Annotated in this window: 23 protein-coding genes and 1 pseudogene; 20 read left to right on the top strand and 4 right to left on the bottom strand. The window is 72.4% G+C overall.

The genetic code is table 11. The features are described 5' to 3' along the window. Positions 1-7: 7 nt before the first annotated feature. Complete coding sequence (locus N6H00_RS13880) at positions 8-730, bottom strand: MBL fold metallo-hydrolase (RefSeq protein ID WP_268971977.1); 723 nt, start codon at positions 728-730, stop codon at positions 8-10. 163 nt (positions 731-893) lie between these two features. Here N6H00_RS13880 and hrcA point away from each other — a divergent pair, with 163 nt between their 5' ends. From hrcA to N6H00_RS13785, 18 genes and pseudogenes are all read left to right on the top strand, one after another. Next, positions 894-1,910, top strand: coding sequence for a heat-inducible transcriptional repressor HrcA (gene hrcA / locus N6H00_RS13875; protein WP_268971976.1), 1,017 nt, complete (start codon positions 894-896; stop codon positions 1,908-1,910). Next, positions 1,911-3,044: a molecular chaperone DnaJ gene (dnaJ, locus tag N6H00_RS13870; RefSeq protein WP_268971975.1), complete on the top strand. Its 1,134-nt coding sequence runs from the start codon at positions 1,911-1,913 to the stop codon at positions 3,042-3,044. It begins immediately after the preceding gene. A 284-nt stretch (positions 3,045-3,328) separates the two neighbouring features. Next, the gene (locus N6H00_RS13865; protein ID WP_268971974.1) at positions 3,329-4,420 is read left to right on the top strand and encodes a nitronate monooxygenase; all 1,092 of its coding nucleotides are present in this window, start codon (positions 3,329-3,331) and stop codon (positions 4,418-4,420) included. Continuing rightward, positions 4,417-5,160, top strand: coding sequence for a 16S rRNA (uracil(1498)-N(3))-methyltransferase (locus tag N6H00_RS13860; protein WP_268971973.1), 744 nt, complete (start codon positions 4,417-4,419; stop codon positions 5,158-5,160). The genes N6H00_RS13865 and N6H00_RS13860 overlap by 4 nt, the downstream gene beginning before the upstream one ends. A gap of 200 nt (positions 5,161-5,360) precedes the next feature. Then, on the top strand, positions 5,361-5,864 hold the full coding sequence (locus N6H00_RS13855; protein ID WP_268971972.1) for an SRPBCC family protein: 504 nt from the start codon (positions 5,361-5,363) through the stop codon (positions 5,862-5,864). Beyond that, entirely contained in the window at positions 5,857-7,488 is a 1,632-nt protein-coding gene (locus tag N6H00_RS13850; protein ID WP_268971971.1) for a phytoene desaturase family protein, read from the top strand. Before N6H00_RS13855 ends, N6H00_RS13850 begins: the two co-directional genes overlap by 8 nt. A 103-nt stretch (positions 7,489-7,591) precedes the next feature. Further along, positions 7,592-8,467, top strand: a complete 876-nt coding sequence (locus tag N6H00_RS13845) for a short-chain dehydrogenase/reductase (RefSeq protein ID WP_268971970.1) — start codon at positions 7,592-7,594, stop codon at positions 8,465-8,467. Between the two features lie 118 nt (positions 8,468-8,585). Continuing rightward, positions 8,586-9,278, top strand: coding sequence for a hypothetical protein (locus N6H00_RS13840; RefSeq protein ID WP_268971969.1), 693 nt, complete (start codon positions 8,586-8,588; stop codon positions 9,276-9,278). A 77-nt stretch (positions 9,279-9,355) separates the two neighbouring features. Next, positions 9,356-9,715 (top strand): histidine triad nucleotide-binding protein, encoded by a 360-nt coding sequence (locus N6H00_RS13835; protein ID WP_268971968.1) that lies wholly within the window; start codon positions 9,356-9,358, stop codon positions 9,713-9,715. A gap of 3 nt (positions 9,716-9,718) precedes the next feature. After that, a complete protein-coding gene (locus N6H00_RS13830; protein ID WP_268971967.1) occupies positions 9,719-10,639 on the top strand; it encodes a ribonuclease Z in 921 nt (306 codons plus the stop codon). Positions 10,640-10,724: 85 nt separating this feature from the next. Then, positions 10,725-11,837, top strand: a complete 1,113-nt coding sequence (locus N6H00_RS13825) for a carbohydrate kinase family protein (protein ID WP_268971966.1) — start codon at positions 10,725-10,727, stop codon at positions 11,835-11,837. A 167-nt stretch (positions 11,838-12,004) separates the two neighbouring features. After that, complete coding sequence (locus tag N6H00_RS13820) at positions 12,005-13,009, top strand: PhoH family protein (protein WP_268971965.1); 1,005 nt, start codon at positions 12,005-12,007, stop codon at positions 13,007-13,009. Between the two features lie 12 nt (positions 13,010-13,021). Then, complete coding sequence (gene ybeY, locus N6H00_RS13815) at positions 13,022-13,519, top strand: rRNA maturation RNase YbeY (protein ID WP_268971964.1); 498 nt, start codon at positions 13,022-13,024, stop codon at positions 13,517-13,519. Further along, positions 13,516-14,829 (top strand): hemolysin family protein, encoded by a 1,314-nt coding sequence (locus tag N6H00_RS13810; RefSeq protein WP_268971963.1) that lies wholly within the window; start codon positions 13,516-13,518, stop codon positions 14,827-14,829. Before ybeY ends, N6H00_RS13810 begins: the two co-directional genes overlap by 4 nt. 540 nt (positions 14,830-15,369) lie before the next feature. Next, positions 15,370-18,351: a beta strand repeat-containing protein gene (locus N6H00_RS13805; RefSeq protein ID WP_268971962.1), complete on the top strand. Its 2,982-nt coding sequence runs from the start codon at positions 15,370-15,372 to the stop codon at positions 18,349-18,351. A 70-nt stretch (positions 18,352-18,421) separates the two neighbouring features. Then, entirely contained in the window at positions 18,422-18,772 is a 351-nt protein-coding gene (locus tag N6H00_RS13800; protein WP_268971961.1) for a cytidine deaminase, read from the top strand. Between the two features lie 98 nt (positions 18,773-18,870). Beyond that, the gene (gene era / locus N6H00_RS13795; protein WP_443072946.1) at positions 18,871-19,836 is read left to right on the top strand and encodes a GTPase Era; all 966 of its coding nucleotides are present in this window, start codon (positions 18,871-18,873) and stop codon (positions 19,834-19,836) included. Positions 19,837-20,093: 257 nt separating this feature from the next. Further along, a pseudogene (locus tag N6H00_RS13785) lies at positions 20,094-20,234 on the top strand (GTPase Era); the annotation flags it as partial. A gap of 57 nt (positions 20,235-20,291) precedes the next feature. Here the strand turns inward: N6H00_RS13785 and N6H00_RS13780 are convergent. Both N6H00_RS13780 and N6H00_RS13775 read right to left on the bottom strand, forming a co-directional pair. Beyond that, positions 20,292-20,558: a protealysin inhibitor emfourin gene (locus N6H00_RS13780; protein ID WP_268971959.1), complete on the bottom strand. Its 267-nt coding sequence runs from the start codon at positions 20,556-20,558 to the stop codon at positions 20,292-20,294. Between the two features lie 27 nt (positions 20,559-20,585). After that, positions 20,586-21,713, bottom strand: a complete 1,128-nt coding sequence (locus N6H00_RS13775) for a M4 family metallopeptidase (RefSeq protein WP_268976954.1) — start codon at positions 21,711-21,713, stop codon at positions 20,586-20,588. Between the two features lie 345 nt (positions 21,714-22,058). Here N6H00_RS13775 and leuA point away from each other — a divergent pair, with 345 nt between their 5' ends. Together leuA and N6H00_RS13765 are read left to right on the top strand one after the other, a co-directional pair. Then, positions 22,059-23,852, top strand: coding sequence for a 2-isopropylmalate synthase (gene leuA, locus N6H00_RS13770; RefSeq protein ID WP_268971958.1), 1,794 nt, complete (start codon positions 22,059-22,061; stop codon positions 23,850-23,852). 284 nt (positions 23,853-24,136) lie between these two features. Beyond that, positions 24,137-24,850 (top strand): TerB family tellurite resistance protein, encoded by a 714-nt coding sequence (locus N6H00_RS13765; RefSeq protein WP_268971957.1) that lies wholly within the window; start codon positions 24,137-24,139, stop codon positions 24,848-24,850. Positions 24,851-25,025: 175 nt separating this feature from the next. Here the strand turns inward: N6H00_RS13765 and N6H00_RS40515 are convergent, their stop codons facing one another. Further along, on the bottom strand, positions 25,026-25,424 hold the full coding sequence (locus tag N6H00_RS40515) for a hypothetical protein (protein ID WP_443072945.1): 399 nt from the start codon (positions 25,422-25,424) through the stop codon (positions 25,026-25,028). Between the last annotated feature and the right edge of the window lie 40 nt (positions 25,425-25,464).

Genomic DNA, 25,464 nt, shown 5'->3' with positions numbered 1-25,464 from the left:
AAGCCGCCTAGGTGGACACGCCGAAGCGGGCGGCCAGTTCGTCGCGTTGGGTGCGGACGAAGGCGGCGTCCACGACGGAGCCGTGTCCCGGGACGTACAGCGCGTCCTCGCCGCCGAGGGCGAGCAGCCGGTCCAGGGCGGCGGGCCAGTGGCCGGGGATCGCGTCGGGCCCCGCCTGGGGTGGGCCGGACTCCTCCACCAGATCGCCGCAGAAGACCACCTCGGGATGGCCGGGCACCAGAACGGCCAGGTCGTGGGCGGTGTGGCCGGGTCCCACATTGGCCAGCAGCACCGGCCGGTCGCCCAGGTCGAGGGTGAGCTCCCCGGAGACCAGATGGTGCGGGCCGACGAGATGGTCCACCGCCTCGGTGGCCGCGCCCCGCTCCACCCCGTGGCGGATCGCGTCCTCGCGCAGCGTCTCCCGCTCCCGGCACAGCAGCTCGTCCACGCCCGTGGCCCCGTACACCTCGCAGCCCGCGAAGGCGGCCGAGCCCAGGACGTGGTCGAAATGCGGATGGGTGAACGCGATCCGGGTGGGGCGGCGGCCGGTCAGCCGGGTGATCCGGGTGCGCAGCTCGGCCCCGGCGCGCAGGGTCGCGCCGGTGTCCACGACGAGGATGTCGGTCCGGCCGACGACCACGCCGACCGTCTCGTCCCACTCCGGCATCCGGCGGCGGGCCACATCCGGCGCGAGCCGCTCCCAGCCTGCCTCTTCCCAACACGTCTCCATACCGCGACGCTAGCTCAGCGGGGGTGGGGAGAGTTGCTGCCAGCGTCGGCTCTTGCCCATGCCACCGCACCCCGCCGTACACTGGCGGAGGGGTTCTGGCACTCGTGCCTCGTGAGTGCCAGACGGACGACCTGATGAGACCGCTGGACTGGAGGTGCGCGGGGTGCTCAGCGAACGCAGACTCGAGGTGCTGCGTGCCATCGTCCAGGATTACGTGGGGACGGAGGAGCCGGTCGGCTCCAAGGCGCTCACCGAGCGGCACCGGCTGGGGGTCTCCCCGGCCACGGTGCGTAACGACATGGCCGCTCTGGAGGACGAGGGCTTCATCGCCCAGCCGCATACGAGCGCCGGCCGGATCCCCACGGACAAGGGCTATCGCCTCTTCGTGGACAAGCTGGCCGGAGTCAAGCCGCTGTCCAGCCCGGAGCGGCGGGCCATTCAGAACTTCCTGGACGGTGCGGTCGACCTCGACGACGTGGTGGGCCGCACGGTCCGGCTGCTGGCGCAGCTGACCCGGCAGGTGGCGGTGGTGCAGTATCCGTCGCTGACCCGGTCCACGGTGCGCCATGTGGAGCTGCTGCCGCTGGCCACGGCCCGGGTGATGCTGGTGCTGATCACGGACACCGGGCGGGTGGAGCAGCGCATGGTGGACTGCCCGGCCCCGGTCACCGAGGATTCGCTGGCCGATCTGCGGGCCCGGCTCAACAGCCGGGTCGTCGGGCGGCGTTTCGCGGATGTGCCGCAATTGGTGCAGGATCTTCCGGAGTCCTTCGAACAGGAGGACCGGGGGACCGTGTCGATCGTACTGTCGACCTTGCTCGAGACGCTGGTGGAGGAGACCGAGGAGCGGCTGATGATCGGCGGCACCGCGAACCTCACGCGTTTCGTGCATGATTTCCCCCTGACGATCCGGCCCGTTCTGGAGGCACTTGAGGAGCAGGTCGTCCTCCTCAAGCTGCTGGGCGAGGCGAAGGACTCGGGTATGACCGTGCGCATCGGGCATGAGAATGCTCACGAGGGGCTCAACGCCACCTCGGTCGTCGCGGTCGGCTACGGTTCCGGCGACGAGGCGGTCGCCAAACTCGGCGTGGTCGGACCGACCCGCATGGACTACCCCGGAACGATGGGAGCGGTACGCGCAGTGGCACGTTACGTCGGACAGATCCTGGCGGAGTCGTAAGTGGCGACTGACTACTACGCAGTCCTGGGCGTGCCGCGTGATGCCTCGCAGGACCAGATCAAGAAGGCATTCCGTCGGCTCGCACGCGAGCTGCATCCGGACGTGAATCCGGATCCGAAGACCCAGGAGCGGTTCAAGGAGATCAACGCCGCTTACGAGGTCCTGTCGGATCCGCAGAAGAAGCAGGTCTACGACCTGGGCGGGGACCCGATGTCCGGGGCGGGCGGCGGCGGCGCCGGCGGCTTCGGCGCGGGCTTCGGCAACTTCTCCGACATCATGGACGCGTTCTTCGGCACCGCCTCGCAGCGCGGTCCGCGGTCCAGGACCCGGCGCGGTCAGGACGCGATGATCCGGCTCGAGGTGGAGCTCAACGAGGCCGCGTTCGGAACCACCAAGGACATCCAGGTCGACACCGCGGTCGTCTGCACGACGTGCAGCGGCGAGGGCGCGGCGCCGGGCACCTCGGCGCAGACCTGTGACATGTGCCGTGGTCGCGGTGAGGTCTCCCAGGTGACGCGGTCCTTCCTGGGCCAGGTCATGACCTCGCGGCCGTGCCCCCAGTGCCAGGGCTTCGGCACCGTGGTGCCGACCCCGTGCCCGGAGTGCGCGGGCGACGGCCGGGTCCGCTCGCGGCGCACCCTGACCGTGAAGATCCCCGCCGGTGTGGACAACGGCACCAGGATCCAGCTGGCCGGCGAGGGCGAGGTCGGGCCGGGCGGCGGCCCGGCGGGCGACCTGTACGTGGAGATCCACGAGGTCCCGCACCCGGTCTTCCAGCGGCGCGGCGACGACATGCACTGCACGGTGACCATCCCGATGACGGCGGCGGCGCTGGGCACCAAGGTGCCGCTGGAGACGCTGGACGGCCTGGAGGAGGTCGACATCCGGCCCGGCACCCAGTCCGGCCAGTCGATCCCGCTGCACCAGCGCGGCGTCACCCATCTGCGGGGCGGCGGCCGGGGCGATCTGATCGTGCACGTCGAGGTGACCACCCCGACCAAGCTCGACCCGGAGCAGGAGGAGCTGCTGCGGCGGCTGGCCAAGCTACGCGGCGAGGAGCGCCCGACCGGGGAGTTCAAGCCGGGGCAGCAGGGGCTGTTCTCGCGCCTCAAGGATGCGTTCAACGGGCGGTAGGCGCTGTCCGGCCGGGGGTGCGGGGGTTGCCCCCCGGGTGGGTGCGGCAAGCCGGGGCAGCAGGGGCTGTTCTCGCGCCTCAAGGATGCGTTCAACGGGCGGTAGGGCTCGCCGAGGCGTTCAACGGGCGGTAGGCGCTGTCCGGCCGGGGTGCGGGGGTTCGTGGCGCTGGTATCCGCAGACCTCGGGGCCGAGGTCGCGGCCCGTCGCCGAGTCGCCGTTGGCCCAGCGCGGCGTCGTGATCCCATGGTGAGCCGGTGCGGAGGGCATGACACGATGTGACCATGTCCTCCGCGCTGACCGGTCTTTTCCGCTACCCGATCGTGCAGGCGCCGATGGCGGGCGGAGCTTCCTGCCCGCGCCTTGCCGCCACTGTCTCCGGGGCCGGTGGTCTCGGTTTCCTCGCCGCCGGCTACAAGACGCCGGAGGCGATGCACGAAGAGATCGAACAGGTGCGGGGGCTGACCGACCGGCCCTTCGGCGTCAATCTGTTCATGCCCCAGCCGGCCAACGCCGACCCGGCCGCCGTCGCGGCCTACCGGGAGCGGCTCACGGGCGAGGCGGCCCGGTACGAGACCTCGCTGGGCGATCCGGACGCGGGCTCGGACGACGCGTACGACGCCAAGCTCGCCGTACTCCTCGACCATCCGGTGCCGGTCGTCTCCTTCACCTTCGGCTGTCCGACCCGCGCGGTCCTCGACGCCCTCGCCAAGGTCGGCACCCGCACGGTCGTGACCGTCACCTCGCCCGTCGAGGCGCAGACCGCCCAGTGGGCGGGCGCCGACGCGGTCTGTGTGCAGGGTGTGGAGGCCGGCGGCCACCAGGGCTCGTACAGCGATGACCCGGCCGCCGACGGGACGGGCGCCGGACTCGGGCTGCTGTCGCTGATCACGCTGGTCCGTGAGTACGTCGAGGTCCCGATCATCGCGGCGGGCGGGATGATGCGCGGTTCGCAGATCGCCGCGGCGCTGGCCGCGGGCGCGGCCGCGGGCCAGATGGGGACCGCGTTCCTGGTGTGCCCCGAGTCCGGGGCGAACACCCTGCACAAGCGGGCGATGACGGATCCGCTGTTCGGCCGGACCGAGCTGACCCGCGCCTTCTCCGGCCGCCCGGCCCGGGGCCTGGTCAACCGCTTCCTGCGCGAGCACGGCCCGCACGCGCCCGCCGCCTACCCCCAGCTGCACCACATGACTGCCGGCCTCCGTAAGGCGGCCGCCGAGGCGGGCGATCCGCAGGGCATGGCGCTGTGGGCCGGGCAGGGACACCGGCTGGCGCGTGAGCTGCCCGCCGCGCGGCTGGTGGAGACGCTCGCGGTGGAACTCGACGCGGCGCGGGCCGCGTTGGGGCTTCAGCCGCAGCGGGGTGTGGTGTCATGACCGCCCCTGTGTTCGTGGCCGACTCCCTGGCGGGGGCGGCCGCGGGAGCCCGGGTCTGGCTGGAGGGCCCCGAAGGGCGCCATGCGGTGTCCGTAAGGCGGCTGCGCGTCGGTGAGCCCGTGGTGCTGACGGACGGCCGCGGTACGGGCGTCCAGGGCACCGTGGCGGCCGTCGAGGGCAAGGACCGGCTCCAGGTCGCGGTGGACGAGGTGCGCCAGGAGACGGCCCCGGCCCCCCGGATCACCGTCGTCCAGGCGCTGCCCAAGGGCGACCGGGGCGAGCTGGCGGTGGAGACCATGACGGAGACGGGCGTGGACGCCGTCGTTCCGTGGTCGGCCGCCCGCTGCGTCACCCAGTGGAAGGGCGAGCGCGGCCTCAAGGCGCTCGGCAAGTGGCGGTCCAGCGCGCGCGAGGCGGGCAAGCAGTCCCGTCGGCTGACCTTCCCCGAGGTCATGGACGCGATGACGACCAAGCAGGTGGCCGGGCTGCTCGCCGGGGCCGATTTCGCGGCGGTGCTCCACGAGGAGGGCAGCGAACCGCTGGCCACCGCCCAACTGCCGACGAGTGGTGAGATCGTGCTGGTCGTCGGGCCGGAAGGGGGCGTGTCCGGCGAGGAGTTGGCGGCCTTCGCCGAGGCGGGCGCGCGGCCGTACCGGCTGGGCCCGAGCGTGCTGCGCACTTCCACGGCCGGGACGGCCGCCGCCGCGCTGCTGCTGGGCCGCACCGGCCGCTGGAGCTGAGCGAGCCCGGCCGGTCCGAGCGGTCCCGGCCGGTCCGAGCGCTCGCCCGGCCGCCTGCTCGCGGCGACCGAGCGCTCGGGCGGTAGCCCGTACCTCACGGCATTCTCCGTACGCGTCCTGGTTGACCCGCGGCACGGCGGGGACCCGGTGGTGTCCGGCGATGCCGGTTCCGGCCGCGGAGGCGTGTATCGGAGGGGCGTATGGCACGACGTCATCGTCTGATCAAGACCAGCCCGCAGACCGTGTGGGCCGTCCTCGCGGACGGCAGCCGGTACGGCGAGTGGGTGGTGGGGACCTCGACGTCCCAGCCGGTGCGGGGCGACTGGCCGGGGAAGGACTCGGTCATCGACTACGAGGTACGGCTGGGCCCGCTTCGGCTCACCAACGAGACCGTCGTACGGCGCTGCGAAGAGGGAGCCGCGGTGGAGTTCGAGGCCCATGCGGGCTTCCTGGGCACGGCGCGGATCGCCATCGAACTGCGGCCCTGGGGCGAGCACTGCCTGGTGATCGTGGACGAGCATCCGCTCCAGGGGGCGGGCGGTGTGCTGCACAACATGGGCATGGAGGCGCTGATCCAGCTGCGGCACCGGGCGATGCTCGCCCGGCTGGCCAAGGTGTGCGAGGTGGAAGCCGCCGGGCGCGGGACCGGCCCCGCCCCGCATCCGGCCGGCCGGCTCCCCGGGACGGGAGGCGGCCGTGGCTGACGCGGTGGTGATCGGGGCCGGACCCAACGGACTGGTGGCGGCCAATGTGCTGGCCGACGCGGGCTGGAGCGTGGAGGTGCTGGAGGAGCAGCCGGAACCCGGCGGGGCCGTGCGCCACGACAGGGGCGTCGATCCCGACTTCGTCCACGACGTCTTCAGCTCCTTCTATCCGCTCGCCGCCGCGTCCCCCGTCATGGCCGGGCTCCGGCTGGAGGAGCACGGACTGCGGTGGAGCCATGCGCCGCATGTGCTGGCCCACCCCTTGGGCGACGGCAGATGCGCGGTGCTCGACCGCGCGATCGACACCACGGCCGACTCCCTCGATGCCTTCGCGGCGGGGGACGGGGTCGCCTGGCGCCGGTTGCACGAGATGTGGGACGGTCTCCGGCCGGATGTGCTGGACGCCCTGTTCACCCCGTTTCCGCCGGTCAGGGCGGTGGCCCGGCTCTTCGTCCGGCTGCGGGGCGCGGGCGGGCTGCGGATGGCCCGCACCATGGTGCTGCCGGTGCGGCGCCTGGCGGAGGAGGAATTCCGCGGCGAGGGCGGCGGGCTCCTGCTGGCGGGCAACGCCCTGCACGCCGACCTCGCTCCGGAGGCCGCGGGCAGCGGCGGATTCGGGTGGCTGATGTCCATGCTCGGCCAGACCTACGGCTTTCCGGTGCCGGTCGGCGGCTCGGGCGCCCTGGTCGCGGCCCTGGTCCAGCGGCTGCGGACCCGCGGTGGGGTGCTGCGCTGCGGACAGCGCGTCGACCGGGTGATCGTCCGCGCCGGGCGGGCCAGGGGGGTGGCCACGGCCGGCGGCGCGACGGTGTCCGCACGGCGTGCCGTGCTCGCGGACGTATCCGTACCGGTCCTGTACGGCGAGCTCGTCGACGCCGAGTACCTGCCGTCCCCGCTCCTGTCCGACCTGCGCCGCTTCCAGTGGGACTTCGCCACCTTCAAGGTGGACTGGGCACTCGGCGGACCGGTGCCGTGGCAGGCCGAGGGGGCGGCGCGGGCCGGCACCGTCCACCTGGCCGACGGTCTGGACGAGCTCACCCGGTTCGCGGCCCAGATCGCCATGCGCCAGGTCCCCGACCGCCCCTTCGCGCTGTTCGGCCAGATGACGACCGCGGACCCGGCGCGCTCGCCCCGGGGCACCGAGTCCGCCTGGGCCTACACCCACGTGCCCCACCGGATAGCGGCCGACGCGGCGGAGGAGGGCCTGACCGGCACCTGGGACACCAGGGAGCAGGAGATCATGGCCGACCGGGTGGAACGTCAGGTCGAACGGTTCGCGCCAGGCTTCCGGGCCCTGATCCGCTCCCGGCGCATCCTGGCCCCGCCCACGCTCCAGTCGCTCGACAGCAACCTGTTCGGTGGTGCCATCAACGGCGGCACCACCAACCTCCACCAGCAGCTCGTCTTCCGTCCGCTGCCCGGGACCGGGCGGCCGGAGACACCGGTGGGCGGCCTCTTCCTCGCCTCCGCCGGCGCCCATCCGGGCGGCGGAGTCCACGGCGCTCCGGGCGCCAACGCCGCACGTGCCGCACTGCGCCGGCACCGGCCGCCGGGCCTGGCACGGGCCCAGCGCCTGCTCGCCCGGCGCGACCGGCTCGGCAGGCGACCACCGCCTGGTGGCTGAGCCGCGGGCCGGCGACACGCCAGCGAGCCGACCGCATGTCGAGAGCCTGGCGACGTGCCATCAAGCCGACTGCGCCGGGCACTCGGTGACGAAGGGACGGACCATGGGAGACAGCCCGCTCGAGGACCGGACCGTGGTGGTGACGGGAGCCGCCCGCGGGCTGGGCGCGGCACTGGCGCGCGAGCTCGCACGACGCGGCGCCCGGACGGCGCTTCTCGGCCATGAGAAGCGGGCGCTGGACGAGGTGGCCGCCTCGTTGCCGACCGCCGCGCTGGCCCTCGAGGTCGATGTCACCGACGTCACCGCCCTGGAGAGCGCGGCCCGGGAGGTCCGCGGACACCTGGGCCGCCCTTCGGCCGTGGTCGCCAACGCGGGGGTCGCGGTGGCCGGACTGCTGGCCGCATCGGATCCGGCCGTCTGGCGTCGGGTGATCGATGTGAACCTCAGTGCGAGCGCCCTTACGGCACGCACCTTCCTCCCGGACCTCATGGCCTCCGCCGGCTATTTCCTCCAGATCGGATCACTGGCGTCGTTCGGCGCCGCGCCCACGATGAGCGCCTACTGCGCGTCGAAGGCGGGTGTGGAGGCGTTCGCCCACTCGCTCCGAGCCGAAGTGGCACACCACGGCGTCGCGGTCGGCATCGCCTACCTCAACTGGGTCGACACCGACATGATCGGTGACGACGACTCAGCCGAGGCTCTGCGTGCGCTGCGCTCCCACATGCCGCCACCGGTCCGTCGCGTCTCCGAGGTGGACGCGGTCGCCACCCGGCTGGCGCGCGCCGTGGAACGGCGCCGCACCGCGCTCTACGTGCCCACATGGCTCCGCCTCGCCCAAGTGGCACGGGCCGCGCTGCCGCCCGTCGTGCTGCGCGTGTCCCGCCGCGCGCTGCCCCGCATCGAGGCCGAGCGGCCGTTGCGCCCCACCGGCCTGCTGGGCGCGGGCGGACGAGCCGACGAACGGCGCGGAGAGCCATAGGCCCGGCTCCTGCCGTCCGTACGGGCGCGCGAGCCGCCCGGTCGGCTGACCGAAGGCGGTTTCCAGCTGGCCGATGACCGTCTTTCGGTTCGTGGCGACCAATGGGAATCTGTCCCCCATGGGGGTATTCAGCCGAGTGGAGCGGGGGCGGGCGGCTTTGGCCGTCGTGGCGGTCGGCGCGGCGGCGGTCGCGGTGACGGGGTGCGAGCCGGCCGAGGGCGGCCTCAGCTCCGTGACGATCGCGATCACCACGGACAAGGTCGCCTCACACGCGCTGGAGCGGGGCGGTGTCGGCGTCCGCTGGATGAGCTGCAACGCCGAGTTCAGGAAGGGCCGTACGGTCGGCGCCTCGCCCGCGCGCGCGAGCGAGCGGACACGCGCGAGTGAGCCCCCGCGCGAGACCGAGCGGGCCCAGGAGACCGACGCGCGGGTGGACTGCCGCGGCAGGACCGACAGTGACAAGGACATCAGGGTCAGCGGCCGGGTCACCTACGTACGGGAGAACCACTGCGTCCGGGGCGACTTGACCGGCGAGGTGGACGGCCGGAAGGTCTTCCAGGCGAACGTGATCGGGGAGTGCCAGGGCCGCGCCCTTGACACCGCAAGCCCCCGCCCGACCTTCAGCCACCCACGGGAGCACCGGACCACCGAGAGCGCCACCAATCCTGCCGCTCCTGAGCGCACCGCCGCCCCGAGCGTCACGGAGCGCACCGCCGCCCCGGACCCCACCGGGAGCGGCGCCGCTCCGGGCGGCACCGAGAGCGGCACGGCCCCGGACCGCACCGTGACCCGTGCCGCCCAGGGCGAATAGGGCGCGAGCGCGACCGTCGGCAGGGCCTCCCGGTACCATCCGGACCGTACGTGCCGACGATCCGTAAGGAGCCACCGGTGGCGGGAGAACCGCAGACCGACTGCCTGTTCTGCAAGATTGTCTCGGGGGAGGTGCCGGCCACCGTCGTCCGCGAGACGGACACCACCGTCGCGTTCCGCGACATAAACCCCCAGGCGCCCACCCACATCTTGGTGATCCCCAAGGCGCACTACCCGGACGCGGCCTCCCTCGCCGCCGCCGAACCGGGGATCACCGCGGATGTGCTGCGCGAGGCGGGCACGGTCGCCGCCGATGAGAAGATCGACGACACCGGCTACCGCGTGGTGTTCAACACCGGCTCCGGCGCCGGCCAGACCGTCTTCCACGCCCATGCCCACGTCCTGGGCGGCCGTGGGCTCAACTGGCCCCCCGGATAACCCTTGTCCGCACGGGAACTGATCGTCCTCGGCACCGCCAGCCAGGTGCCGACCCGGCACCGCAACCACAACGGCTATCTGCTGCGCTGGGACGGCGAGGGCCTGCTCTTCGACCCCGGCGAGGGCACCCAGCGCCAGATGCTCAAGGCCGGGGTCGCCGCCCATGACATCGACCGGATCTGTGTCACGCACTTCCACGGGGACCACTCCCTGGGGCTGGCCGGGGTGATCCAGCGGATCAACCTCGACCGGGTGCCGCACCGGGTGACCGCCCACTACCCGGCCGAGGGCCGGCGGTTCTTCGAGCGGCTGCGGTACGCGACCGCCTACCGCGAGACGGTGGCGCTGGCCGAGGAGCCGGTCGCCGGTGACGGCGGGGTGCTGGCCCGCACCCCCGGGTACACGCTGGAGGCGGCCAGGCTCTCGCACCCCGTCGAGTCGTACGGCTACCGGCTGGTCGAACCGGACGGCCGCAGGATGCTGCCCGAGCGGCTGGCCGCGCTCGGTATCCGGGGCCCGGAGATCGGCCGGCTCCAGCGGGAGCGGGTGCTGGAGCGCGAGGGGCGTACGGTCGCGATCGAGGAGGTCAGCGAGGTGCGCCGGGGGCAGCGCTTCGCGTTCGTCATGGACACCCGGCTGTGCGAGGGCGCCTATGCGCTGGCCCAGGGGTGCGATCTGCTGGTCATCGAGTCGACCTTCCTGGACGAGGACGAGGCGCTGGCCGTCGAGTACGGGCATCTGACCGCCGGGCAGGCGGCCCGGGTCGCGGCCGGGGCGGGGGTGCGGCATCTGGTGCTGACGCACTTCTCGCAGCGCTACGGCGATCCGGCCGACTTCGAGCGCCAGGCGCGGGCCGCGGGGTTCGAGGGGGAGCTCACGGTGGCCCGGGACCTGATGACCGTGGCGCTGCCCAAACGGCGCTGAGGCGGCCGGTTGTCCGTGCCATCGTGCACACTGGCCGCACCCGTATCCGACGACGGAGCGGACCGGCCAGACCTGGGAGAGCGCGGTGACGACACACGACGGAGACAAGCTCGCGGCGGGCTGCCCGCTGCTCGACCCGCTCGCGGCCGTGCGCCGGCCCGGTGACCCGGAGTGCGACGTCTATCTGACCGGCACCGTCTTCCTCGACATCATCTTCACCGGCCTGGACACCGCCCCCGTCCGCGGCACCGAGTCCTGGGCCCGCGGCATGGGCTCCAGCCCCGGCGGTGTCGCCAACATGGCCACCGCCCTGGCCCGGCTCGGCCTGCGCACCTCGCTCGCCGCCGCCTTCGGTGACGACCACTACGGGGACTACTGCCGCGACGCCCTGGACCGGGGCGAGGGCATCGATCTGTCGCCGTCCCGCACGATCCCCGGCTGGCACTCCCCGGTGACGGTCTCCATGGCCTACGAGGGCGAGCGGACCATGGTCTCCCACGGCCACGAGGCCCCGCCGCCCGAGGAGCCCGCGCCCAGCTGCCCGCCCCCTGCCCGCGCCGCGGTGGCCTCCCTGGTGCCCGGCCGCCGCCAGGAGTGGGTCGCCGAGGCCGCCCGCCGCGGCAGCAGGGTCTTCGCGGACGTCGGCTGGGACGACACCGGCCGCTGGGACCCGGCCGACCTGGCCGAGCTGGAGCACTGCGAGGCGTTCCTGCCCAACGCCGAGGAGGCGATGCGCTACACCCGCACCGACTGCCCGCGCGCCGCCGCGCGGGCCCTCGCCGACCTGGTCCCGCTCGCCGTCGTCACCCTCGGCTCCGAGGGGGCGTACGCGGTCGACGGCGGCACCGGCGAGACCGCCGAGGTGCCCGCGATCGCCGTGGAGGCCCTGGACCCCACCGGCGCCGGGGATGTGTTCGTCGCCGGTTTCGTCACCGGCACGCTCGCCGGCTGGCCGCTCGCCGACCGGCTGGCCTTCGCCGGGCTGACCGCGGCGCTGTCGGTGCAGGAGTTCGGCGGGTCGCTGTCCGCGCCCGGCTGGGTCGAGATCGCCGCCTGGTGGCAGCACGCCCGCGCCTACGACGACCAGCCCGCCCGCGCGCTGCGCCGCTATGCCTTCCTCGACCGTCTGCTCCCGGCCGTCGCCCGCCCCTGGCCGCTGCGCCGGGCCGTCCCGACGATCGGTTTCCGCCAGGCGTAGGACCGGGCCCGCACCCGGGGCAGCCGGGGCGCGTGGTGTGCGTGCGGCGTGGGTGTGGAGTAAAAGGCTCGGGTCTTGTCGGTGCTCCGTCGTACTCTGGAAGCCGGGGTTGTCGAGCGGCGGGAACCCTTGTCACAGGAGGTAGAAGCAGGCCCGAGAGCCGGCCCATGACGCAACCAACCACAGCACCGCAGGCGCATGCGCAGTTCACGGTCCCGAACAAGCACCCCATGGTCATGGTCCTGGGATCCGGTGACGCGTTGCTGCGTGTGATCGAGAACGCGTTCCCGGCGACCGATATCCACGTGCGGGGCAACGAAGTCAGCGCCACCGGGGACCCGAAGGAAGTCGCCCTGGTCCAGCGTCTGTTCGACGAGATGATGCTGGTGCTCCGCACCGGTCAACCGATGACGGAGGATGCGGTGGAGCGCTCGATCTCCATGCTGCGCGCGGCCGAGAACGGCGAGAACGGAGTGGCGGAAACACCCGCCGAGGTGCTCACCCAGAACATCCTCTCCAACCGCGGCCGCACCATCCGTCCCAAGACGCTCAACCAGAAGCGCTATGTCGACGCCATCGACAAGCACACGGTCGTCTTCGGCATCGGCCCCGCGGGCACCGGCAAGACCTACCTGGCCATGGCCAAGGCGGTCCAGGCCCTGCAGTCCAAGCAGGTCAACCGGATCATCCTCACCCGGCCCGCGGTCGAGGCGGGGGAGCGGCTCGGTTTCCTTCCCGGCACCCTCTACGAGAAGATCGACCCGTATCTGCGGCCGCTGTACGACGCGCTGCACGACATGCTCGACCCCGACTCCATCCCGCGCCTGATGGCCGCGGGCACGATCGAGGTCGCGCCGCTGGCGTACATGCGCGGCCGGACGCTCAACGACGCGTTCATCATCCTCGACGAGGCGCAGAACACGAACCCCGAGCAGATGAAGATGTTCCTCACCCGGCTCGGCTTCGACTCCAAGGTAGTGATCACGGGCGATATCACCCAGATCGACCTCCCGGGCGGGACCAAGAGCGGTCTGCGCCAGGTGCGGGAGATCCTGGAGGGCGTCGAGGACGTGCACTTCTCCATGCTCACCAGCACCGACGTGGTCCGTCACAAGCTGGTCGGCCGTATCGTCGACGCGTACGACCAGTACGACAGCCGCAACGGAAAGTAACCCAAAACGCTCATGGCGATCGACGTCAACAACGAGTCCGGTACCGATATCGACGAGCGGGCGGTGCTCGACGTCGCCCGTTACGCACTCGCCCGGATGCGTATCCACCCGCTCTCCGAGCTCTCGGTGATCGTCGTCGACGCCGACGCCATGGAGCAGCTGCACATCCAGTGGATGGACCTGCCGGGGCCCACCGATGTCATGTCCTTCCCGATGGACGAGCTGCGTCCGCCGGCCAAGGACGACGAGGAGCCCCCGCAGGGCCTCCTGGGGGACATCGTGCTCTGCCCCGAAGTGGCCAAGCGGCAGGGGGAGGAGGCGCCGACCGGGCACTCCATGGACGAGGAGCTCCAGCTGCTCACCGTCCACGGCGTCCTCCACCTCCTCGGCTACGACCACGAGGAGGCGGACGAGCGGGCCGAGATGTTCGGCCTCCAGGCCGCCATCATCGACGGCTGGCGTGCGGAGCAGGGTCTGACCGGCCCCTCCCCGGCCCCCACCGTCCGATGACCGCGCAGCTCGTCACCGCGGCCGTCCTGCTGGTCGTGGTGGCCTGGCTGGCGGCCTGCGCCGAGGCCGGTCTCGCCCGCACCACCCGGTTCCGCGCCGAGGAGGCCGTGCGCTCCGGGCGGCGGGGCAGCGCCAAGCTGATGCTCGTCGCCGCGGACCCCACCCGCTACCTCAATGTGGCCCTGCTGGTCCGGGTGGCCTGCGAGATGGCGGCGGGCGCCGTCGTCACCTATGCGTGTCTGCACCAGTTCGACGAGACCTGGAAGGCGCTGACCGTCGCGATCGGCGTGATGGTCCTGGTGTCGTACGTGGCCGTGGGCGTCTCCCCGCGCACCATCGGCGCCCAGCACCCGCTCAACACCGCGACCGCCGCCGCCTATGCGCTGATCCCGCTGGCCCGGGTGATGGGCCCCATCCCGCCGCTGCTGATCCTCCTCGGCAACGCGCTCACGCCCGGCAAGGGCTTCCGCAAGGGCCCGTTCGCCTCCGAGGCCGAGCTGCGCGCCCTGGTGGACCTCGCCGAGCAGGAGTCGCTGATCGAGGACGAGGAGCGGCGCATGGTCCACTCCGTCTTCGAGCTCGGTGACACCCTGGTGCGCGAGGTGATGGTGCCGCGCACCGACCTCGTGGTCATCGAGCGCTACAAGACCATCCGGCAGGCCCTCACCCTCGCACTGCGCTCCGGCTTCTCCCGTATCCCGGTCACCGGGGAGAACGAGGACGACGTGGTCGGGATCGTCTACCTCAAGGACCTGGTCCGGAAGACGCATATCAACCGCGAGGCCGAGTCCGAGCTGGTCTCCACCGCGATGCGGCCCGCCGCCTTCGTCCCGGACACCAAGAACGCGGGCGATCTGCTGCGCGAGATGCAGCGGGAGCGCAATCACGTCGCCGTCGTGATCGACGAGTACGGCGGCACGGCCGGCATCGTCACCATCGAGGACATCCTCGAGGAGATCGTCGGCGAGATCACCGACGAGTACGACCGCGAGCTGCCGCCCATCGAGGACCTCGGCGACGGCAGCCACCGGGTGACCGCCCGGCTCGCCCTCGGCGACCTGGGCGAGCTGTACGGCACCGACCTGGAGGACGAGGACGTCGAGACGGTGGGCGGGCTGCTCGCCAAGGCGCTGGGCCGGGTGCCGATCGCGGGCGCCAAGGCCGAGGTCGACGTCCCCGAGGGCGGCACCGACCCCGCCCTGAAGGCGCTGCGGCTGACCGCCGAGTCCCCGGCGGGCCGCCGCAACCGCATCGTCACGGTGCTGGTCGAGCCGGTCCGCGAGGTCGCCGCGGCGGAGTCGGAGAGCTAGGCCCCGCCGGGCGGGGCCGAGTTCGGAGAGCCCAGGCCCCCTGCCCGCCGCAGCCGAGTCGAGAGAGCTGAGCGGCGGTCCGGCGGCGCCCCGCCGGACCGCCTCCTGCCCGCCACGGCCCCGCCTCCTCTTGGGGGCGGGGCCGTGGCGTCTCCGACGGGGCCGGACCGGATCGGCATGCCGTACGTCGCTCGGTCTGCCCGCGTCCCCACGCGCTCTCCCGTGCGCCTGGGCGCGGCGTTCGCCGCGGCCGATGCGCGTCCGTGCGCCCGCGCATCGGCAACGCGCGGGCCGCGCTGCGCCATCCGAGTGGAAACGCCGTCCCCTCCCTGGCCCATCCGGCGTAGCAGCCCGCTTACTTGCAGATACCGACTGGTGGGTCGCCCATACCTCTGTCGGGGGACGGTCGGCCTGTCCGCTTGACGTAGACAGGCCGACCGTATGGGCACCCCCGCGCAGAGGCCATGGCTCCGCGCAGCCCGCGCCGCGCGGAGCCGGGCGGCTCATCCCCCCTGCCAGCAGGAAAGGGCGGCCGCTTCCATGTCCACCACCACGGTGACCTCCACACCGAACCCCTCGGTCTTCGGTCAGTCCGTCACCTACACCGCCACCGTCACCGGCATCACCGCCGGATCCCCTCCATTCGGAGACGTGACCTTCGTCCTCGCCGGTGGCCCGACCATCGGCCCCGTGACGCTCACCCCCACCGGGCCCGACTCCGGCACGGCCAGCGTGACCGACTCGACCCTCGCCGTCGGCTCCCATCTGGTCACGGCGAACTTCGTCAACTCCACCGACCCGGCGGACAATTCCTCCGGCACGACCATCCAGCAGGTCAACCTGGCCGCGACCGCCACCACCGTCACCTTCGTCCCGCCCGCCCCCGTCTGCGGGGAGACCGTGACGCTGACCGCCCATGTGGCGGCGGTGCCCCCGGGCAGTGGCACCCCCACCGGTACGGTCACCTTCATCATCAGCGCCGACGGGCCCACGGTGAACGGAACCCTCGACGGCTCCGGGAACGCCTCCGTCACCGTCCCGGCCCTGAGCGTGGGCACCCACCAGGTCGCCGCGTTCTACAACGGCGACACCAACTTCGCCGCGTCCAACTCGCCCTTGACCCCGCTCACCGTCAACCCGGCCTCCTCGACCACGACCCTCACGGTCTCTCCCGCCTCGCCGGTCTGCGGTGAGTCGGTGACCCTGTGCGCGCAGGTGGCGGTCGTGGCGCCCGGCACCTGTACCCCGACGGGCACGGTGACCTTCTCCGTGGCGGGCGGGCCGACGCTCACGGGCACGCTGGACGCGACCGGCCAGGCATGCGTGACGACCAACGCCATCCCGGTGGGGACGCATGCCGTGACGGCCACCTACGGCGGCAATGGGGACGTCGCCGGCTCCTCCGGCACCGGAACGGTCACGGTCGGCCAGGGAGTGTCGGCCACATCGGTCACGGTGTCGCCCGCCGCCCCGGTGTGCGGCGAGGCCGTCACCATCTGCGCGCAGGTCACGGTGGCGCCGCCGAGCACCTGTACGCCCACGGGCACGGTGACCTTCACGATCACCGGTGGCCCGACCCTGACCGGCACGCTCGACGCGACCGGCCAGGCATGTGTGACCACCAACGCGCTGACGGCGGGGTCGTACACCGTGACGGCCACGTACGGGGGCAGCACGGACGTCGCGGGCTCCAGCGGTTCGGCGCCGATCACCGTGGGCCAGGGCACGTCGGCCACCTCGGTGAGCGTCTCGCCCAGCCCCTCCGTCTGCGGCGAGCCGGTGACCATCTGCGCGAACGTGACCGTCGCGCCGCCCAGCACCTGCACGCCCACCGGGAACGTGACCTTCGCCGTCTCGGGCGGCCCGACCCTGACCGGGACGCTGGACGCGACCGGTCAGGCGTGCGTGACCACCAGCGCCATCCCGGTCGGCACGCACACCGTGACCGTCACCTACGCGGGCGACGGGGATGTCATCGGCTCGACGGCGACCACGCCGATCACGGTGAATCAGGCGTCCTCCCTGACCACGCTGACCATCACGCCCGCCGCTCCGGTATGCGGACAGGCGGTCACCCTGTGCGCGCAGGTGACCACGGTGGCGCCGGGGACCTGTGCGCCGACCGGGACGGTGACGTTCGCGATCGCGGGTGGTCCGACGTTGACCGGGACGTTGAACGCCAGTGGTCAGGCGTGTGTGACGACCAGTGCCATTCCGGTGGGTACGCACGCGGTGACGGCCACGTACTCCGGCGACGCCGGTGTCGGGGGCTCGAACGCATCCGGTTCCGTCACGGTGGGCCAGGGCACCTCCACCACCACGCTGAGCTTCTTGCCCAGCTCTCCGGTGTGCGGCCAGCCGGTGACCTTGTGCGCGCAGGTCACCACGACATCGCCCGGCACCTGTGCGCCGACCGGGACGGTGACGTTCGCGATCGCGGGTGGTCCGACGTTGACCGGGACGTTGAACGCGAGTGGTCAGGCGTGTGTGACAACCAGTGCCATTCCGGTGGGGACGCACGCGGTGACGGCCACCTACGCGGGCAACACCGGTGTCGGGGGCTCGTCGGCCTCCGGCACCATCACCGTCGGCCAGGCCGCGTCCACGACCACGCTGACCATCACGCCCGCCGCTCCGGTGTGCGGACAGGCGGTCACCCTGTGCGCGCAGGTCACCACGACATCGCCCGGCACCTGTGCGCCGACCGGGACGGTGACGTTCGCGATCGCGGGTGGTCCGACGTTGACCGGGACGTTGAACGCCAGTGGTCAGGCGTGTGTGACGACCAGTGCCATTCCGGTGGGTACGCACGCGGTGACGGCGACCTATGCGGGCAACACCGGTGTCGGGGGCTCGTCGGCCTCCGGATCGGTCACCGTCGGTCAGGCCAACACCATGACCACGCTCACCTCTTCGCCGAACCCGTCTACCACCGGCCAGACCGTGACCTTCACCGCCACCGTGACCGCGGTGCCGCCGGCGACGGGCACTCCGACCGGGACCGTCACGTTCGTGATCAGCGGTGGGCCCACCCTCACCGGCACGCTCAACGCCTTCGGACAGGCCAGCGTCAGCACCAACATCCTCACCGCCGGACCGCACACGGTCGTCGCCTCCTACGGCGGCGACGGCTGCTTCAGCGGCTCCACCTCGCCGACGATCACCCAGAACGTGGGCGCGGCGCCGACCGGGACCACCGTGACCGCCAACCCGGCCACCATCCGGCTGCGGTTCAACGGCACGCTGGTCATCCCGACCCTGAGCGCGACGCTGAGGGACGCGTCGAACAACCCGATCCCAGGTCAGACCCTCACCTTCGTCGCCAACTCCGCACTGGGCCCGATCCCGCTGGGCAGCGCGGTCACCAACGCCAGTGGCACGGCGACGCTCAGCAACGTCACCGTGTCGCCGACCGTCCTCACCGCCTCGACGTACACCGCCTCCTTCGCCGGTGCGCCGGGCCTGAGCCCGTCGTCGGGGTCGGCCTCGCTGACCTTCCAGCCCGTACCGCTGCTCCCGTAAGGCCCGAACCCGCACGTCCGCGCCGGACCGCCGCACGGCGGTCCGGCGCGCCCCGCATATGCTCATCCGCATGAGCGAAGCAGCGCAGCTGGACCCCGAAGACCGCAAGATCATCACGCTGGCCCGCTCCGCGCGGGCCCGCAACTCCGTGGCGGAGGGCGCCGCCGTCCGCGATGAGACGGGGCGTACGTATGTCGCCGGCACCGTAGCCCTCGACTCGCTGAAGCTGAGCGCGCTGCGGACCGCCGTCGCCATGGCCGTGGCGAGCGGCGCCACGTCCCTGGAGGCCGCGGCCGTGGTGAGCGAGAGCGAGAGCGTGTCCGAGGAGGACCGCGCGGCCGTACGGGACCTCGGCGGGGCCGGGACCCCGGTGCTGCTGGCGGGCCCCGACGGCACCCCGCGGGCCACACTGCCGGCCTGACCCGTCGCCAACCACCGCCACCCGGCCGCCCCCCACCGCCAGCGGCGGTCGCACGAGGCCGGGACGGCTGGTCGGAGCCGGTCGGGGCATCGGGGAGAATGGGGACCATGACTGCCCGTACCTCCCCGTCCCCGACCGAGCAGCGGGAGACCCCGCACCGCTCGGGCTTCGCCTGCTTCGTCGGCCGCCCCAACGCGGGCAAGTCGACCCTGACCAACGCGCTGGTGGGGACGAAGGTCGCGATCACCTCCAACCGCCCGCAGACCACCCGCCACACCGTCCGCGGCATCGTGCACCGCCCCGACGCCCAGCTGGTGCTCGTCGACACCCCCGGTCTGCACAAGCCGCGCACCCTGCTCGGCGAGCGGCTCAACGACGTGGTGCGCACCACCTGGGCCGAGGTCGACGTCATCGGCTTCTGCCTGCCCGCCGACCAGAAGCTGGGCCCCGGCGACCGCTACATCGCCACCGAACTCGCGGGGATCAAGAAGACCCCCAAGGTCGCGATCGTCACCAAGACCGATCTGGTCGAGTCCGAGCAGCTGGCCCAGCAACTGCTCGCCATCGACCGGCTCGGCAAGGAGCTGGGCATCGAGTGGGCCGAGATCGTGCCGGTCTCGGCCGTCGGGGATCGGCAAGTGGATCTGCTGGCGGATCTCCTGGTCCCGCTGCTGCCCGAGGGGCCGACCCTCTACGCCGAGGGCGACCTCACCGATGAGCCCGAGCAGGTCATGGTGGCCGAGCTGATCCGGGAGGCCGCGCTGGAGGGCGTACGGGACGAGCTGCCGCACTCCATCGCGGTGGTCGTGGAGGAGATGCTGCCCCGCGAGGGCCGCCCCGCGGACCGGCCGCTCCTCGACGTCCACGCCAACCTGTACATCGAGCGGCCCAGCCAGAAGGGCATCATCATCGGGCCGAAGGGACGCCGCCTGAAAGAGGTCGGCACCAAGTCCCGCAAACACATCGAGGCGCTGCTGGGGACGCCGGTTTTCCTGGACCTTCATGTGAAGGTGGCGAAGGATTGGCAGCGTGATCCGAAGCAGTTGCGGAAGCTGGGGTTCTGAGGCTGGCCGTGGCCGCCGGTGGGAGGCCGGCGCGGCTGTGCGAAGCCCGGGAGGCCCCTTGGGGCCGAGCGGTGCGAGGGCGGCGGAGGTAGGGGGGCTCGAGGCGCTGCTGGGGACGCCGGTTTTCCTGGACCTTCATGTGAAGGTGGCGAAGGATTGGCAGCGTGATCCGAAGCAGTTGCGGAAGCTGGGGTTCTGAGGTCGGCCGTGGCCGCCGGTCGGAGGCCGGCGCGGCTGTGCGAAGCCCGGGAGGCCCCTTGGGGCCGAGCGGTGCGAGGGCGGCGGAGGTAGGGGGGCTCGAGGCGCTGCTGGGGACGCCGGTTTTCCTGGACCTTCATGTGAAGGTGGCGAAGGATTGGCAGCGTGATCCGAAGCAGTTGCGGAAGCTGGGGTTCTGAGGTCGGCCCTGGCCGCCGGTCGGAGGCCGGTGCGTTCTGAGGCGGGCCGGGTGGTCCTTACGCCCCCTCCTTCAGCACCGTTCGGATCAGCTCCCGCTGGGCGTCGCTCAGGTGGGGGTCCGCGGCGTGGACGGTGCGGCCGTCGATGGTGATCTCGTACTGGAAGCCGTCCGGGACGCCGCGGGTGGCCGTGGTGTGGCCGGCCTCGACGGCCTGGTGGGCCAGGGCGTCCAGATGGGTGGCGTCGGGCCGGCCGGTGGTGTCCAGCTCGGCCCGGCGCTCGATGCCGGCGAATCCGCCGGTGCGGATGACGGAGATACGCATGGCTCCATCACTACCCGATGGCGTGCCCTAGCGCGCGCCCACGCGGCTCCGCAGATCGGTGATGCCCACTTCCGCCCATGCCTCCCGCACCGCCGCCTGCTCCTCGCCCTCGCCGTAGCGGGCGTCTGCCGCGGCCACCGTGAGCTGGGCGAAGTCGGCGAACTGCGCGTCGAAGGCCAGCTCGCCGCCGGTCAGCACGTCGTACCAGATCTGCCCGGCGCGCTCCCAGGCGTTGCCGCCCAGGGCGGTGGCGGCCAGGTAGAAGGCGTGGTTGGGGATGCCGGAGTTGATGTGGACGCCGCCGTTGTCGCGCGAGGTGCGGACGTAGTCGTCCATCGTGCCCGGCTGCGGGTCCTTGCCCAGCACATCGTCGTCGTACGCCGTGCCCGGGGCCTTCAGCGAGCGCAGGGCCACTCCGGTGACCCGCTCCGCCAGCAGCCCGGCGCCGATCAGCCAGTCGGCCTGCTCGGCGCTGTGGCCGAGGGCGTGCTGCTTGACGAGTGAGCCGAACACATCGGACATCGACTCGTTGAGCGCCCCGGACTGGCCGAAGTACTCGAGGTTGGCGGTGTACTGCGTGACGCCGTGGGTGAGCTCGTGGGCCATGACGTCGATCGGGATGGTGAAGTCCAGGAAGACCTCGCCGTCCCCGTCGCCGAAGACCATCTGCTCGCCGTCCCAGAAGGCGTTGTTGTAGTCGTCGCTGTAGTGGACGCTCGCGTCCAGCGGCAGCCCGGAGCCGTCGATCGAGTGCCGGCCGTACGCCTTCAGGAAGAGCTCGAAGGTCGCGCCGAGCCCGTCGTAGGCGCGGTTGACCGAGGCGTCCGCGCCCGCCTGGTCGCCCTCGCCGCGCACCTTCCGCCCCGGCAGCGAGGTCGTGTGCTGGGCGTCGTAGATGGTGCGCCGGGGCTGGTAGGAGGGCTCGGCCGGCGGGGCGGCGGCGACGACCCCGCGGACGGTGGTGATCCGGCGGCGGGTGCGCTCCAGGGCGTCCCGCTCCAGGGTGCGGCGGGCGGGCTCGGCCAGTGCGGGGTCGTCGGCGTGGGCCAGCTTGTCGAGGACATGCGGCGGCACGATCGTGCAGAAGGCGGCGGTGCGGCGGTCACCGGGGGCAGCGGTCCGGCGGTGACCGCGGGCGTTGGCGTTGGCGTCCATGGCGTCCATGGCTGGCAATGTCGCACCGCGTGGTGGCCGTGTCACGCCTTGCGGCCATGATTGCTGAAATCGAGTGGTAGATGTGTATTCTCCCGCGGACCATGTATCGGTCCGCATAGTGATACGGGCCCGCCGTGTCCCGTCCGTCTCGGTTAGGCTGCCTTCCATCATGCGTTTCGGGCTGCTTCTTCTTAGCTGCCGCGGCGAGGGCCTGTAGTCGAAGGCCGACCCCCTCCCCGCGGAGTTCGGCGTTGCGGTGATCACGCCCCGTCGGCCGCCCCAGGACTTCCGTACCAGCGGACCCGTCCAGCGGACAGCGGATTCACACAAGGAGCCCCGCGCACCATGACTCACTCCGATACGCCCGGTCATTCCGAGACCTCCGGTAACGCCGTCGGCCGTCCCACGCCCATCACCGCCGCGACCGTCGCGCAGCGCCCCTCGGGGATGCCGATCCACAAGTACGGCCCGTACGAGGCCGTCGACATCCCGGACCGCACCTGGCCGGACAACCGCATCACCGTCGCCCCGCGCTGGCTCTCCACCGACCTGCGGGACGGCAACCAGGCGCTGATCGACCCGATGTCCCCGGCCCGCAAGCGCGAGATGTTCGACCTGCTGGTACGCATGGGCTACAAGGAGATCGAGGTCGGCTTCCCCTCCTCCGGCCAGACCGACTTCGACTTCGTACGGTCGATCATCGAGGAGGGCGCGATCCCGGAGGACGTGACGATCTCCGTCCTCACCCAGGCGCGCGAGGAGCTGATCGAGCGCACCGTCGAGTCGCTGCGCGGGGCGCACAAGGCCACCGTGCACCTCTACAACGCCACCGCCCCCACCTTCCGCCGGGTCGTCTTCCGCGGCACCCGGGAGCAGGTCAAGCAGATCGCGGTGGACGGCACCCGGCTGGTGATGGAGTACGCCGACAAGATCCTCGGCGATGAGACGGTCTTCGGCTACCAGTACAGCCCGGAGATCTTCACCGACACCGAGCTGGACTTCGCGCTGGAGGTCTGCGAGGGCGTCATGGACGTCTGGCAGCCCGAGGCGGGCCGCGAGATCATCCTGAACCTGCCGGCCACCGTCGAGCGCTCGACCCCGTCCACCCACGCGGACCGCTTCGAGTGGATGTCGCGCCATCTGTCCCGGCGCGAGCACATCTGCCTGTCGGTGCACCCGCACAACGACCGCGGCACCGCCGTCGCCGCCGCCGAGCTGGCGATCATGGCCGGGGCGGACCGGATCGAGGGCTGCCTGTTCGGGCAGGGCGAGCGCACCGGCAATGTGGACCTGGTGACGCTGGGCATGAACCTGTTCTCCCAGGGCGTCGACCCGCAGATCGACTTCTCGCAGATCGACGAGATCCGCCGCACCGCCGAGTACTGCAACCAGATGGAGGTCCACCCGCGCCACCCCTACGCGGGCGATCTGGTCTACACCGCCTTCTCCGGCTCCCACCAGGACGCCATCAAGAAGGGGTTCGAGGCGCTGGAGGCGAGCGCCGCCGAGCAGGGCAAGACGGTGGACGACATCGAGTGGGCGGTTCCGTACCTGCCCATCGACCCCAAGGACGTCGGCCGCTCCTACGAGGCCGTGATCCGGGTGAACTCCCAGTCCGGCAAGGGCGGGATCGCCTATGTCCTGAAGAACGACCACAACCTGGACCTGCCGCGCAGGATGCAGATCGAGTTCTCCAAGACGATTCAGGCCAAGACCGACGCCGAGGGCGGCGAGGTCACCCCGGACCAGATCTGGGCGGTCTTCCGGGACGAGTACCTGCCGACCGAGGACAACCGGTGGGGCCGGATCGCGCTGCGCAGCGCGCAGACGTCCACCACCAGCGAGGGCACCGACGCGCTCACCGTCGAGGCGGTCGTGGACGGTGCCGAGACCGTGCTGACCGGCACCGGCAACGGCCCGCTGGCGGCCTTCTTCGACGCCCTGGCCGCGATCGGCGTGGACGTACGGCTGCTGGACTACTCCGAGCACACCCTGAGCGAGGGCGCCGCCGCCCAGGCCGCCGCGTACATCGAATGCGCGATCGACGGGCAGGTGCTGTGGGGGGTCGGGATCGACGCCAACATCGTGCGGGCCTCCCTCAAGGCGGTCGTCTCCGCGGTGAACCGGGCGCGCAGGTGACCCTTCGGCCGCGCGGCTGATCCCGCGGTGTACAGGTGATCCCGCTGCTGTACAGGTGATCCGGCCGCTGCGCAGGTGATCCTTCGGCCGCGCGGCCGATCTCTCACCGGACGGGTCCGTCACCCCGTTGACCCGTCACCCACATGGGCCCCGTTCACCGCATGAGGTGGGCGGGGCCTCGGGTTTGGCCTGTTGTCTCCGTTCGGGGTACTGACGCCACATCATGGATGTGGCTAGCATCACGTCAACGCGGCAACGTGGCCGAAGCGTTATGGAGGTGTGACGTGGTGCACCGGCGAGCCCGCCGTGACCGGGACCTGTGTGTGGTAGGCGTACGCACTCTGTGGCGGACCGTCGGCGATGGCGAATTCTTCTGCCCCGAGTGCGGAGGCGACCGGAACTACCGCCGCCGCACCGGCCGCCGCCGCATCGTGGTGCTCGGCCTGCCGCTGCTGCCGCGCGGCCCGGCCGCGCCCATCGTCGAATGCGCGGCCTGCGGCAGCCGCCACGGCACGGACGTGCTCGACCACCCGACCACCACCCGCTTCTCCGCGATGCTCCGCGACGCGGTGCACACCGTGGCCCTCGCGGTCCTCGCCGCGGGCGGCACCGAATCGGCGGCGGTCCGGCAGGTCGCGGTCGGCGCGGTGCGCGCCGCCGGGTTCGCCGACTGCGGCGAGGAGCAGCTGCTCGCGCTCATCGAGGCGCTCGCCGCCGACACCGGGCGGCTGCCGGGCGCGGGCAGCGGTGAGCGCGACGGTCTGGACCCGTGCGGTACGGCGCTCGCCATCGAGCTGCACGAGTCCCTGGAGCCGCTGGCCCCGCATCTGGCTCCGGCCGGCCGGGAGGCCATCCTGCTCCAGGGTGCCCGGATCGCCGTCGCCGACGGCGCCTACCGCCCGGCCGAGCGCGCGGTCCTGGAGACCGTCGGCCGGGCCCTGATGATCTGCCCCGACGACACGGCCCGGCTGCTCGCCGCCACCAGGGCGGCCTTCTGATCCGGCGGCCGGCCCGCGTCCGTACTCCCCGGGGAGTCATCGCGCCCCTCCCCCCGGCGCAGTAGGCGCCATCTCCGCAGTCGGCGCGACGTATCGGGCCCTCCGGCGCCGGAAGCCCGGGGGCATGCGGACGACATCGTCACGGAATCCGAGCGATCCCCATCGACCGGGCGCGTCACCGCCCGCCGCGACCGGCCGGAAAGCGGCGCCGCTCGCTGCCCTGGGCGGTCCTCGCGGGCTGGGTGCTGCTGTGCTCCTCGTCGCCGTCCCCTTCGCGGGCAAGCTCGACGGCGCCCAACGGGACACGGCCGTCGACTACCTCCCGGCGGGCGCCGACTCCACCCAGGTGGCCCGGCTCCAGGAGCGGCTGCCCGGTGGCGACACCATGCCCGCGGCGCTGGTACTGCTCGGGCGGCGGGTGTTCTGGCCGCTGATACCCGCCTACGGCGAGGAGCCGCGGGCGACCCGGCGCGGGTTCTTCGAGGCGATGGGCGGCTCGGTCCGCCGCCGGCCCGTGGCCGTGCTGCTGGGCGGTGCCGCGCTGCCGGCGGCGCTCGCCCTCGGCCTGCTCCATCTGCCCGGCGACCTCAAGGAGACGGACCACCTTCACCGAC

Source organism: Streptomyces sp. S465 (assembly GCF_026898115.1).
GTDB classification, from domain to species: Bacteria; Actinomycetota; Actinomycetes; order Streptomycetales; family Streptomycetaceae; genus Streptomyces; species Streptomyces luomodiensis.
Note: the sequence above shows the minus strand (reverse complement) of the source record. Positions and strands in the feature narration are given on the sequence as shown.